Genomic DNA, 13,014 nt, shown 5'->3' with positions numbered 1-13,014 from the left:
AAAGGAGCCTCGCAAGGCTCCGTCTCATCTTCCCCCGAATCGCGCCTATCGAATGACGCGACGGCGGTTCGATACTAGCTGGCGTCCGTCGAACGCTCCTGGCCGCGCTTGATCCACGCGCTCAGGTTATGCGGACGCACCGTGTCCCATTCCTCGAACGGTTGATGGATCCACGGGTTCGTCGCGAGATACTGGACGTGATAGTCCGGCTTCACCTTCGAGCACGCCTTCCACCACAGCACAGCCGAACGCACCGCCGTGATCGCCGGATAGCGTTCCTTCAGATGCTGCTGCACGCGCGCAAGCGTCACGCCCGAATCGACGAGATCGTCGACCAGCAACACGTTGCCCGACAGCTCACCGCGCGTCATCGTGATGTATTGCGCGATATCGAGTTCGCCCTGCTCCGTGCCCGCCGCTTCGCGATACGAACTGGTCGCGAGGATCGCGAGCGGCAGGTCGTAGATACGCGAAAGCTGATCGCCGACACGCAGGCCGCCGCGCGCGAGACACAGGATCTTGTCGAACTTCCAGCCCGATTCATGCACGCCAAGCGCAAGCATCTCGATCAGCCGGTGATATTCGTCCCAGCCGACCCACAAGTTGCGCTCGTCGTTGCGCGGGTCTTTCATTTCAATCATCGGTACACCCTGAATCATGCTGCATTAAACCTTGAACGGGTGACGCAGAAGAATGGTTTCGTCGCGGTCCGGACCCGTCGACACCATGTCGATCGGCACGCCAGCGACTTCCTGCACGCGCGTCAGGTAAGCCTGAGCGTTGGCGGGCAGCTTGCTCCATTCCTTGATACCGACGGTGCTTTCCTTCCAGCCACCGAACGTTTCGTACACCGGCTCGCAACGCGACACTTCATACGCGCCGCGCGGCAGGATGTCGGCGTCCTTGCCGTCGACCGTATAGCCGACGCACAGCTTCACTTCATCGAGGCCGTCGAGCACGTCGAGCTTCGTGATGCACAGACCCGACACGCCGTTGATCTGGATCGCGCGACGCAGTGCGGCGGCGTCGAGCCAGCCCGTGCGGCGTGGACGCCCCGTGACCGAACCGAATTCCTTGCCGACCTTCGCGAGCGTCAGACCGACTTCTTCCTGACGGTTCGCGTTGTCTGCGTCGTACAGTTCGCTCGGGAACGGGCCCGAACCAACGCGCGTGCAGTACGCCTTCGTGATGCCGAGAATGTAGTCCAGCTTCTGCGGACCAATGCCCGCGCCCGACGTCGCCGCGCCTGCGACGCAGTTGCTCGACGTGACGAACGGATACGTGCCGTGATCGATATCGAGCAGCGTGCCTTGCGCGCCTTCGAACAGCAGATTGTTGCCCGCGTGGTTCTCGTCGTACAGACGACGCGACACGTCGGCAATCATCGGCTTCAGACGGTCGGCGTAGCCAAGCATCATGTCGAGCGTCTGCTGATAGTCGACAGCCGGCGCGCCGAGATATTGCGTGAGCACGAAGTTGTGGAAGTCGAGATTCGCGCGCAGGCGTTCAGCGAAGACTTCGGGCTGGAACAGATCCTGGACGCGCAGACCGCGGCGCGCGACCTTGTCTTCGTACGCCGGACCGATGCCGCGACCCGTCGTGCCGATCTTGCCGGCGCCGCTGCGTGCTTCGCGGGCCTGGTCGATGGCAACGTGGTACGGGAGGATCAGCGTGGTGGCTTCGGAAATGAAGAGACGTTTTTGCACGTCGACGCCGGCCGATTCCAGCTCTTCGATTTCCTTGAACAGTGCTTCCGGCGACAACACGACGCCATTACCGATATAGCAGGCGACGCCCGGGCGCATGATGCCCGACGGAATCAGACGCAAGATGGTTTTCTTGCCGCCGATGATGAGCGTATGACCGGCGTTGTGACCGCCCTGGAAACGAACGACGCCTTGCGCGTGGTCCGTGAGCCAGTCAACGATCTTGCCTTTGCCCTCATCACCCCACTGGGTACCCACGACGACAACGTTGCGTCCCGGGTTCACATTCACTGCGCTGGCAGACATGTTGTTTCTTAAGCTGGTTAAAAACGTATTCTACCTATGTTCGGAGAAGGTTCCGGATTTTTTCGCGGACTGAGGCCCCGAATTTTCCCGAATTTTCCTTTTCCGCTCAAAGGCATGGATGAACCGCATCGTCCAAAGGCCGTCGCAGCGGCCGATGGCGGGCGGGCATTCCGATCGTTGCGGCATCACGTTTCACATGACGCCGCGCGCATTCATCACATTCACGACTTCGCTTCGACAACCCACTTTCCATTGCGCTCGACCAGCACGCGATCGCACGCGAATTCGTCGAGTGCATGATCGTGGCCCGGCAACGCCTGGATCACGACTTCGCCTGCATCGCGCAACGCAGCGACGCTCGTACGCAACGCGTCGTCGTGTTGCCACGGCGCGAGAATCGCGCTGCTGCGCGCCTCGATCGGCGAGATGCGCGCGACTTCGCGCAGATCGAGCGAGAAGCCCGTCGCTGCACGCGCGCGGCCATACGCCTGGCCGACCTTGTCGTAACGGCCGCCGCGCGCGACGGCGTTCGGCACGCCATCGACGTACGCAGAGAACATCACGCCGCTGTGATACGCGTAGCCGCGCAGATCGGCGAGATCGATCATCACTTCCGCGCCGCCGACCTGTTGCGCGAGGAACGCGAGGTCGTCGAGCGCGCGCGAGATTTCCGGCGCATTCGGCAGACGCGCACGCGCTTCTTCGAGCACGGTCGCATCGCCGTACAGCGTGGGCAGTGCGCGCAGCGCGTCGCGCGTGACGGGCGTGAGGTTCGCCGTTAGTTCGTTCAGCAGCGGCACGTCCTTGCCAGCGAGCGCTTCATAGAGCGATTCGCCGAGCGCCGCAGCGGCCGGCTCGCCGGCGACCAACGCGCCCAGCACGGCTGCATGGCACAGATCGAGACGGACGCGGCCGAGACCCGCGAGATGCAGCGCGTCGAGCATCAATTGCTGGATTTCCAGATCCGCTTCGAGACCGGCATGACCGTAAATTTCGGCGCCGATCTGGATCTGCTCGCGCGTCGCGTGCAGGCCGCGCGGACGCGTATGCAGCACGTTGCCTGCATAGCACAGACGCGTCACGCCTTGACGGTTCAGCAAGTGCGCATCGATACGCGCGACCTGCGGCGTGATGTCGGCGCGCAGGCCGAGCGTGCGGCCCGACAGCTGATCGACGAGCTTGAACGTACGCAGGTTCAGGTCGCTGCCTCCGCCCGTCAGCAGCGACTCCAGATATTCGAGCAGCGGCGGCATGACCATCTCATAGCCGTATGCGCGAAAACGGTCGAGCAGGCGACGGCGCAGTTCTTCGATCTTGCGTGCCTCCGACGGCAGCACGTCGGCAATATTCTCGGGAAGTAACCAGGTCGACATCGATACAGTCCTACGACGGTGAATCCGGCGTCATGGCAGACGCCGTTGAAAATGGGAGCGACGCACGACGCGTGCGCGGCGCAAAAAGCGCTGACGGGCTTCGGGTACCGCTGCGTTGGCGGTGACGACGTGCCGCCCTTTCATGGAGGCGGCGATCGATAGCGGCCATTCAGTCGCGGCGCGACCGGATGCCGCGAGTGCCCGACGGCCGGCACGGACTCGGGACGTCACCTCATGAGCGACGCCCGAACGCTGCACGACGCTAGGTGGCGATCAACAGCAGCAACAGCCCGAGCACCATGACGATCAGTCCGCCGATCCGGATATGGTGCGGCGGGCGCTCCGCTATTTTACGAAACGTGTCGCGCCAGGCGCTCGGAAATACGAACGGAAACATCCCCTCGATGATCAGCATCAGTGCGATCGCGAGCAATAACGAGCCGGCTATGTCCATGCGATGAGGCCGCCGCGATTCGTATGCCGCGGCGTTCCGGTAATCAGTGTTTGTGCGCGCCCGTCGACGCGGCGGGAGACGATTGCGATTGAGCGGCGCCGCCGCCATCCGGGCCACGCATGAAGCGGAAGAACTCGCTGCTCGAGTCGACGACCATCACGTCGCCCGGCTTGAAGCTGTTCTTGTACGCCTGCATGCTTTGGTAGAACTGATAGAACTGCGGATCGCGGCCGTATGCGTCGGCGGCGATCGATGCAGCCTTGCCGTCGCCGTCGCCCTTGATCGCCTGCGCCTGCTTGTAGGCGTCGGCGAGCACCGCCTGCTGCTGTTGAGCCGCATCCGCCTTGATCTTGTCGGCTTCCGACGCGCCTTCCGAACGCTCCTGATTCGCGATCTGTTCGCGTGCAGCGATCATCCGCTTGAAGACGGAGTCGGCCATGGCTGCGGGAAAGTCGATGCGTGTGAGCGTCACGTCGACGACATCGACACCGAGCGACGCCGCGCCCTTCTGCATGCCGTCGCGCGCCTGCGTCGCGATCGCGTCCTGCTTCGAGAGCGCGTCGGACAACGTGTACTTCGCGAACGCATCGCCGAGCGCGCCGCGCGCGAGCAGCGCAAGACGGTCGGTCAGGCTTTGCACGTCGCCCTTCGTTTCGGAGACGAGCTTCACCGGATCGGACACACGGAATTTGACGACCGGATTTACCAGCAATTCGGTTTTGTCGGAGGTGGCGTAGCGGTCTTCGTCGGGCGTATCGAGCGACTGGATGCGCGTGTCCACCGACGTCACCGTTTGCAACGGCGGCGGCAGCTTCACATGCAGACCGGGACCGGCGAGCGTCGGCGCGGCGTCGCCGCGCGCGGACACGACGGCCATATGCCGCTGATCGACGACGAACACCATCGACGATGCCGCGAACAGCACGATGACGATAGCTACGACGAGCGCAACGATTTTGTTCATGTTCGCGCTCCTTATTGCAGATCGTCTTCGCGGCCGCGGCTGCGGAACGAATCGCGCGAACGGAAGGCATCGCTTGCCGCTGCGGCCTGACTGGCGCTGCTGACGGGTGCGGCCGGCGGCGTGATGATGGTCGGCGGGTTGCCGCCTTGCGTCGCCGGTTGGGTACCCTGTGCGTTTTGTTGACCTTGAGCGGACGCTGCACCCTGCCCGCCCTGCGCCGCCGGAGCCGAACCGGCTGCAGCCGACTCGGCCGCGCGCTGGCGCGTCTGTTCGACGAGCTTGTCGAGCGGCAGGTACAGCACGTTGCTACCCGACTTGCTGTCGACGAACACCTTCGTCGTGTTCGAATAAATCTGCTGCATGGTTTCGAGGTACATCCGGTCGCGGATCACAGCAGGCGCCTTCGAATACTGTGCATAGACTTCCTTGAAACGCTCGGCATCGCCTTCCGCCTGGGCGACGACGCGGTCGCTATACGTCTTTGCTTCGTCGATCATGCGTTCGCCTTCCGCCTTCGCACGCGGCAGGAGTTCATTCGCGTAGGCCTGGGCGTCGCGCTTCGCGCGTTCGCGGTCCTGACGCGCTTTCGCGGCATCGTCGAACGCAGCTTGCACCTGATCGGGCGGCTGCACGCTCTGGATCGTCACGCCTGTCACGGCGAGACCCGTGTGATATTCGTCCAACGAATGCTGGATGGTTTCCGTCAGTTGCGCGCGAATCGCCTCGCGGTCCTGGTACAGGATGTCGTTCGTACTGAGCGACCCGACGATCTCGCGCACCGCCGCCTGCGCGGCCTGCGTGACGCTCTGATCGGGATCGGCGCTGCGGAACAGGTAATCGGTCGGCTTGCGAATCTGGTACTGAACGGCGAAGCGGACGTCGACGATATCGGCGTCGTGCGTGAGCATCGACGCGTCCTTCACATTCGCGAGACGTACCACGTTGTTGCGGCCGATTTCCACCGAGCGCACCTGGCCGACATTGACGATTTCATGGGACTCGAACGGATACGGCATGCGCCAGTGCACGCCCTGTCCGGCCGTGCCGCGCAGCTGGCCGAAGCGCAGCACGACGGCCGCCTGGCCGTCCTGCACGACGAACACACCGCTGCCGAGATAAATGGCGACCAGCACGCCGATGATGATGCCAACGCCGATGCGCGCGCCACGCCCGTTATCCGGACGCGGGCCGCCGCCACCGCCCTTGCGGCCGAAGATGCGTGAGAGGCGCCGGTTGAAGTCGCGCCACATTTCGTCGAGATCGGGCGGACCTTCGCTGTCCTTGCCGTTGGGCGGGCGCTTCGAATCGTTCAGACGCTGGCGATCGCCATTGCCTTCGCCCCGGCCCCAGCGCGGGTCGTTCAGCGACAACATGGCGCGCAGACGCAGCCAGATACTCCGCTCGTTGTAATCGTTCACCTGTGTTCGTTCACCAGAGTAGACAGCGGGTCAATGCAATTGGAACGGGTCGGCGCCCGTGTCTGGGATCTTGCGGTCGTCGCGGTCGTCTTCGCCGGCATTATCGCGTTGCTCTTGATAAATGGCCGCCGCTCTCGGATCTCCCTCCGACAGTAGACCGTCAGACTCCGGAAGTTGTTCGGCAGTTGCGATTTCGGCGATGGCAGCGCGCAGTGTGTCCAGCCCTTGCCCCGTACGCGCGCTCAAAAAGACGCGCGAAATATTACCATACTCGTCCCTTTCAACTGCGTCGCCTCGGGCCGCCAGTTCAGGCACGGCGTCGATCTTGTTGAACACGAGCACCTGCCGGATCGTGTCCGCGCCGATTTCGCGCAAGACGTCGTTGACCTGATCGATCTGGTCGAGCCGCACTGCGCTCGATGCATCGACGACATGCAGCAGCAGGTCCGCGTGAATGGTTTCTTCGAGCGTGGCGCGGAAAGCGGCCACGAGTTGGTGAGGCAATTCGCGGATAAATCCTACGGTGTCCGACACGACGATCTGCCCGACCTCTTCGCCGAGATAGACGCGGCGCGAGGTGGTGTCGAGCGTCGCGAACAGCTGGTCGGCGGCGTAGGCCTGCGCCTTGGTGAGCGCATTGAACAGTGTGGATTTGCCCGCGTTCGTATAGCCGACGAGCGAGACCGACATCGTGCGATTGCGTGCCCGCGCGCGACGCTGCGTGCCATGCTGGCGACGCAGTTTTTCGAGCCGGCCCTTGAGCATCTTGATGCGCTCGCCGATCAGCCGGCGGTCGGTTTCAAGCTGCGTTTCACCCGGACCGCGCAGACCGATACCACCCTTCTGACGTTCAAGGTGAGTCCAGGCGCGCACGAGTCGCGTGGCAAGGTACTGCAGTTGCGCGAGTTCGACCTGCAGCTTGCCTTCGTGGCTGCGCGCGCGTTGCGCGAAGATGTCGAGGATCAGGCTGGTACGGTCGACGACACGCCTGTTAAGCGTACGCTCCAGATTACGCTGCTGCGCAGGTGCGAGCGCGTGATTGAAGATGACGATGTCGATGTCGTTCGCTTCGCACGCGATGCGCAGCTCTTCCGCCTTGCCGCTGCCGACGAACATCGCGGCATCGGGGCTGGAACGGCGACCGGTGAGAGTGACGGCGGGATGGGCGCCCGCGCTTTGCGCGAGCAGGCTGAGTTCTTCGAGACTGGCTTCGAAATCGATCTTTCCGAAGTCGATGCCGACAAGCGCTGCGTTGATCAAATTGGTGGATGTCAAAATGAAGCGGCCGGGCAGTGTCGCCTGCGGACGACGCTCGACCGGCCGCGACGAAGGGTTAGGACGATTCGGAATCGGGGTGGAAATTCACCGGACGGGCAGGCACGACAGTCGAAATGGCGTGCTTGTAAACCATCTGGGTTACCGTATTCCGGAGCAACACGACGTACTGGTCGAACGATTCAATGTTCCCTTGAAGCTTGATGCCGTTGACCAGATAGATCGAGACCGGCACGTGCTCTTTACGCAGTGCGTTCAAAAACGGGTCTTGTAACAATTGCCCTTTGTTGCTCATAGCAAACTCCGTGTTTTTTTGCAGGTTGACTTTATTGTCGGCGAAGAAAAAGAAATCCGCCGTCAATCGCTACACTATAGCTGATTTTTATCGACCAGCGCTTTGCCTGGCCATTCGGCCAGGACCCAATGTACATGCGGGTTTCAGCCCGGATTTCAAGCAGGGATCAGCCTGCGTTTCAGCCCTGTCTCAGTCTTTGTCCGCGTAAGGATTCGTCGAGGACCGGAACTCTATCCGCAATGGAGTGCCCGTCAGCGCGAAAGTTTCCCGGAAGCGGTTTTCGAGGTAACGCCTGTACGTGTCAGTGATGGCGTCGAGCGCGTTGCCGTGAATCACGATGATCGGCGGATTCTGTCCCCCCTGGTGCGCGTAGCGCAGTTTCGGACGCACAGGGCCCCGGCGGCGCGGCTGCTGGAACTCGACGGCATCGATCAGCGCGCGCGTGAGCTTCGGCGTCGGCAGCTTGGACATCGCGGCCTTGTAGGCGTCCTCGACGGAGCGCATCAACGGGCCGATGCCCGTCTTTTCCGCTGCCGAAATGAAGTGGAATTTCGCGAATTCGAGGAATTTTAGCTTGCGCTGAAGATCGTTTTTGGTGCGCTCACGCACATGCGGATCGAGCCCGTCCCACTTGTTCACGCCGACCACGAGCGCCCGGCCCTGCTCGACCACGAAGCCCGCGATGTGCGCGTCCTGCTCCGAAATGTCCTGGCGCGCGTCCAGCAGCAGAATCACGACGTTCGCGTCCGAAATCGACTGCAGCGTCTTCACGACCGAGAATTTTTCGATCGCCTCGAACACCTTGCCGCGCTTGCGCAAGCCGGCCGTGTCGATCAGCGTGTACTTTTTGCCTTGCCGTTCGAAGTCGACGTAGATCGAATCGCGCGTCGTGCCCGGCATGTCGAAGGCGATCACGCGGTCTTCGCCGATCAGCGTGTTGACCAGCGTGGATTTGCCGACGTTCGGCCGTCCGACGATCGCGATCTTGATGCCGTGCTGCGCCTTCTCTTCCTCGCTTTCTTCCGGCTGGCCGGCGTACGCGACGTCGAGCGCCTCGTTGATCATCTCCGTCACGCCGTCGCCGTGCGCAGCCGAAATCGCGCGCGGGTCGCCGAGGCCGAGTTCGTAGAAGTCGGCGGCGACGTTCGTGTACTTCATCCCCTCGGCCTTGTTGACGACGAGGAAGATCGGCCGGCCCGTCTTGCGCAGATAGTCGGCGATCGACTTGTCCTGCGGCGCGAGACCGTTGCGGCCGTCGACGATGAACACGATGACGTCCGATTCCTCGACGGCCTGGCGCGTCTGACGCGCCATCTCGAACAGGATGCCGTCCTTCGCGACGGGCTCGAAGCCGCCCGTGTCGACGACCAGATACGGACGCTCACCGCCGACGCGCCCTTCGCCATAGTGGCGGTCGCGCGTGAGGCCGGGCAAATCAGCGACTAGCGCATCGCGCGAACGCGTGAGCCGGTTGAACAGCGTGGATTTCCCCACATTGGGGCGCCCGACGAGGGCAATAACGGGTTTCATCAGATCTTGTTCACAGTGAGGCGCGGGATCGAACGGTCGATCTGCCGCGCCGGCAACGCCATGCGGCCGTTGCACGGCTGCGTTTGACGAAAATTATCACGAATTTGACCCATTTCGAACGCGCGGAGCTTTCGCGTGCGAACGGATGTCAGGTTGGCTGCCTGCGGGTCCGCCGGGTGACTGGGGCGACCCAACCGGCGCGACATGAATGGCGCGACGCCTTCTGGATAACCGTCAGTGCAGCCGACTGGCGGTTTCGGCGATGGAACGGCGTGTTTCTGTCCACGCCTGCGTCCGATCAGGATCGGACGCCATCAAAACAGATGCGGCCGGCAAAGCCGGCCTGCATTCACCGCACGACGCGCTCACAAGGGCACGCCGCACAGCCAATAGCGATTAACGCGGACGGAACCCGTACAGGTCGCCGTCGTGCGTCTGGACGATGAGCGTGTCGCCGGCCAGCACGGGGGCTGCCGTGATCGCGCTGCCGTCCGTCTTCGCGCGGGCGACGAACGTGCCGTCGTCGCGCGACAGGAAGTGCACGAAACCCTTGTAGTCGCCGACCACGGCGGCGTGACCGAGCAGCAGCGGCACGCTGACGTCGCGGCTCTTCAACTGGTCGTTGCGCCACAACTGCTTGCCCGTCGCGGCGTCGTACGCCGACACGACCGCCCAGTCGTCGCCCGCGACCACGACGCGGTCGTCCTGTGCCAGACCGCTGGTGCTCGAAAACGCCTTTTCCCACAGCGCACGGCCCGAGTTCGCGTCGAAGCAACCCAGTTGGCCCTGGAAAGTCACCGCGCAGGTTTCCGCGCCGACCAGCGTGGGCGGGCCCGTCACGTCATTGATACGCTCGACTTCCGTCACGCCCTTCGGGTAAGACACGGGCGTCGTCCAGTAGGCGTCGCCCGTTTGCAGATTGATAGCCGCGAACTGGCCGCCCGGGAAGCCAGCCAGCACCGCCGCGTCGCCCGCGAACGTCATGCCCGACGACACGCGCAGGTTGAGCGGCACCGCGCGATTGCGGTAATTCCACTTCTGCTCGCCCGTTTGCGCGTTGAACGCGGTGATCTGGCCGTCGACTGTACGCACGACCACGAGACCGTTGCCGACCAGCGGCGGCGACAGGATTTCGCCCGGCGCCGTACCCTTCCACGACAGCTTGCCGTTCTGGTCGAGCACGAACACTTCGCCCTTCAGGCCGCCGACGGCCGTCAACGTGCCGTCCGTACCGACGCCCGCCGACAGATCGCCGTCGACCTTCGTGCGCCACACGTCCTTGCCCGTCTTCGCATCGATCTTCGCGACCGAGCCGTTCGCGCCCGCCGCATACACGGTGTCGCCGACCGCAACAGGCGAGAACATGTAGCGCCCGGCCTTACCGACACTGGCCGTCCAGGTCTGCTGCACGTCGAGCACGGGTTTGAACTCGGTGAGCGGCGTGGGAACGCGGCGCTCGTCTTTCGACGATGAGCAGGCCGTCAGAGCGAGCATGGTCATCGCACAGGCAACGGGCACGGCGTAACGTTTCAGCAGATTCATCGGTGAACGAAGCATGTATGTTGTATTGATCAAAAGGTAACGGCGGACGTCGCAGCAGCGCGCAACGTTCAGCCGCCCAGCGCGTCGAGCTTGAACTGGATCAGTTGACGGGCCGAGGCATCGTTCTTCGGCAGCGAGTCGAGCGCGAGCTTGTAAGCCGTGCGCGCATCGTCGCGCTTGCCTTGCGCGGCCAGCAGATCGCCGCGACGGTCCGCGACTACGCCCTTGAACGCATCAGACGGATCGTTCAGCAACGCGAGACCGGCGTCGTAGGCCTTTTCGTCGAGCAGCAGCGACGCGAGACGCAGCTTCGCGATCTGCTTGAATTCGTCGTCCTTCGCGTGGTCGATCGCCCATTGCAACTGCGCCTTCGCGCCCGGCTCGTCGCCGGCTGCATACAGCGCCTTCGCGGCGGCGAGCGCCGTCATCTGCGCGTACGCGGTGCCGCTGAACTTGTCTTCCATGTCGGTCGAGACACGCGAGATGGTCGCCTTGTCCGTGCCCGTCGTGGCTTGCTGAACCTGGTCGTACAGCACGGCCGCTTCCGCAGCCTGATGACGTTGCCAGTAGTTCCAGCCGTTCCAGCCCGCCGCAGCGACGAGCGCGACCAGCACGATCCACGTGACGCCGTTCCCCCACTGCGTCCACCAAGCCTTCAGGCTTTCAATCGATTCTTGTTCGTCGTGGTAACTCATCGCGACGCGTTTTCCTTTCCTGGTGCCTAATATGATCGGGACCGCAGCCGGTGCGGTCCGCAGAACGTTGATGCGCGATGCCGCGCTCAGTCGTCGCCGTCTTCGGTGGACGCAACCATCGCATTGATTAGATATTCGGTCAAGTCTTCGAGCGGCACGGTTTGTTGCTCGCTCTTTCCGCCGCTTTGCGATGCATCGCGTAGTGCCTTAACGCCTGCCGTGCCGTTCGCGATCTCGTCTTCGCCGAGAATCACGGCGAACGCGGCGCCACTCGCGTCCGCGCGCTTCATTTGCGACTTGAAGCTGGCCGCCTGACCGTCAGGACTGCAATGCAGAATCACGTCGAGGCCCGTATCGCGCAGACGCTCCGCGACGATGAACGCGTGGTCGCGCGCCGCTTCGCCCTGATGCGCAACATATACGTCGCAACCTTCGTCTTCCGGAACGAGCTTCTCTTCCTTCAGCAGTTCGAGAATGCGCTCGATGCCCATTGCCCAGCCGCACGCTGCCGTCGGCTTGCCGCCGAGCTGCTCGATCAGCGGATCGTAACGGCCGCCCGCCGCCACCGTGCCTTGCGCGCCGAGCTTGTCGGTCACCCATTCGAACACGGTCAGGTTGTAATAATCCAGACCGCGCACGAGACGCGGATTGATCGTGAACGGAATGTTGTTCGCCTTCAGGATGCGCTGCAGCCCGTCGAAATGTGCACGAGATTCTTCGCCGAGGAAATCGATCAGCTTCGGTGCGTTCTGCGCGACTTCCTGCAGAGCCGGATTCTTCGTGTCCAGCACGCGCAGCGGGTTCGTGTAGAGCCGGCGCTTCGCGTCTTCGTCGAGCACGTCCATGTGCTTTTCGAGGTACGCGATCAATTCGACACGATGCTTTGCGCGCTCTTCAGCGAGACCGAGCGAGTTGATTTCGAGCTTGATGCCCGTCAACCCGAGGTCGTCCCACAGACGCTGACACATCAGGATAATTTCGGCATCCGTATCCGGACCGGCGAAACCAAGCGCTTCGACGCCCACCTGATGGAACTGGCGATAACGGCCGCGCTGCGGACGTTCGTGACGGAACATCGGGCCGATATACCACAGACGCTTCGGGCCGTCGTACAGCATGTTGTGTTCGATCGACGCACGCACGACGGCGGCCGTGTTTTCCGGACGCATCGTCAGGTTCTCGCCGTTCAGCGCGTCGGTGAAGCTGTACATCTCTTTTTCGACGATGTCCGTCACTTCGCCGATACCGCGCGTGAAGAGCTGCGTGTGCTCGATGATCGGCGTACGGATATTCTGGTATCCGTACGAACGCAGCATCGACTTGACCGTCGATTCGAAAAATTCCCACAAGCCGGCGTCCTGCGGAAGGATGTCGTTCATGCCCTTCACGCCGGACAACTTTTCAAGCCGTTTCTTCTGTTCAGTCATCTGTCTTTGATTGACGTTTGGAGATGGAG

12 protein-coding genes are annotated in these 13,014 nt (G+C 62.8%); all 12 read right to left on the bottom strand.

The window, feature by feature from the left end:
* Window positions 1–74: 74 nt before the first annotated feature.
* Window positions 75–659 (bottom strand): phosphoribosyltransferase, encoded by a 585-nt coding sequence (locus QEN71_RS06035; RefSeq protein ID WP_201650147.1) that lies wholly within the window; start codon window positions 657–659, stop codon window positions 75–77.
* Window positions 660–665: 6 nt separating this feature from the next.
* Complete coding sequence (locus tag QEN71_RS06030) at window positions 666–2,012, bottom strand: adenylosuccinate synthase (protein WP_201650146.1); 1,347 nt, start codon at window positions 2,010–2,012, stop codon at window positions 666–668.
* A gap of 221 nt (window positions 2,013–2,233) precedes the next feature.
* Window positions 2,234–3,385, bottom strand: coding sequence for an ATP phosphoribosyltransferase regulatory subunit (locus tag QEN71_RS06025; protein ID WP_201650145.1), 1,152 nt, complete (start codon window positions 3,383–3,385; stop codon window positions 2,234–2,236).
* A gap of 262 nt (window positions 3,386–3,647) precedes the next feature.
* Window positions 3,648–3,839 carry a DUF2065 domain-containing protein gene (locus tag QEN71_RS06020; protein ID WP_054924760.1) on the bottom strand — a complete coding sequence of 64 codons (192 nt, stop codon included), beginning with the start codon at window positions 3,837–3,839 and terminating at the stop codon, window positions 3,648–3,650.
* 43 nt (window positions 3,840–3,882) lie between these two features.
* The gene (gene hflC, locus QEN71_RS06015; RefSeq protein ID WP_201650144.1) at window positions 3,883–4,803 is read right to left on the bottom strand and encodes a protease modulator HflC; all 921 of its coding nucleotides are present in this window, start codon (window positions 4,801–4,803) and stop codon (window positions 3,883–3,885) included.
* Window positions 4,804–4,814: 11 nt separating this feature from the next.
* Entirely contained in the window at window positions 4,815–6,221 is a 1,407-nt protein-coding gene (gene hflK / locus QEN71_RS06010) for an FtsH protease activity modulator HflK (RefSeq protein ID WP_201650143.1), read from the bottom strand.
* Between the two features lie 30 nt (window positions 6,222–6,251).
* Window positions 6,252–7,496 (bottom strand): GTPase HflX, encoded by a 1,245-nt coding sequence (gene hflX, locus QEN71_RS06005; RefSeq protein ID WP_201650142.1) that lies wholly within the window; start codon window positions 7,494–7,496, stop codon window positions 6,252–6,254.
* 58 nt (window positions 7,497–7,554) lie between these two features.
* Window positions 7,555–7,791, bottom strand: coding sequence for an RNA chaperone Hfq (gene hfq / locus QEN71_RS06000; protein WP_007580427.1), 237 nt, complete (start codon window positions 7,789–7,791; stop codon window positions 7,555–7,557).
* Between the two features lie 189 nt (window positions 7,792–7,980).
* A complete protein-coding gene (der, locus tag QEN71_RS05995) occupies window positions 7,981–9,321 on the bottom strand; it encodes a ribosome biogenesis GTPase Der (protein ID WP_201650141.1) in 1,341 nt (446 codons plus the stop codon).
* Between the two features lie 396 nt (window positions 9,322–9,717).
* Window positions 9,718–10,863 (bottom strand): outer membrane protein assembly factor BamB, encoded by a 1,146-nt coding sequence (bamB, locus tag QEN71_RS05990; RefSeq protein WP_201650140.1) that lies wholly within the window; start codon window positions 10,861–10,863, stop codon window positions 9,718–9,720.
* Between the two features lie 68 nt (window positions 10,864–10,931).
* Window positions 10,932–11,558, bottom strand: a complete 627-nt coding sequence (locus tag QEN71_RS05985) for a tetratricopeptide repeat protein (protein ID WP_201650139.1) — start codon at window positions 11,556–11,558, stop codon at window positions 10,932–10,934.
* Between the two features lie 86 nt (window positions 11,559–11,644).
* Window positions 11,645–12,985, bottom strand: a complete 1,341-nt coding sequence (gene hisS, locus QEN71_RS05980) for a histidine--tRNA ligase (RefSeq protein WP_201650138.1) — start codon at window positions 12,983–12,985, stop codon at window positions 11,645–11,647.
* Between the last annotated feature and the right edge of the window lie 29 nt (window positions 12,986–13,014).

This window comes from Paraburkholderia sabiae (genome assembly GCF_030412785.1).
Classification (GTDB): Bacteria; Pseudomonadota; Gammaproteobacteria; order Burkholderiales; family Burkholderiaceae; genus Paraburkholderia; species Paraburkholderia sabiae.
Note: the sequence above shows the minus strand (reverse complement) of the source record. Positions and strands in the feature narration are given on the sequence as shown.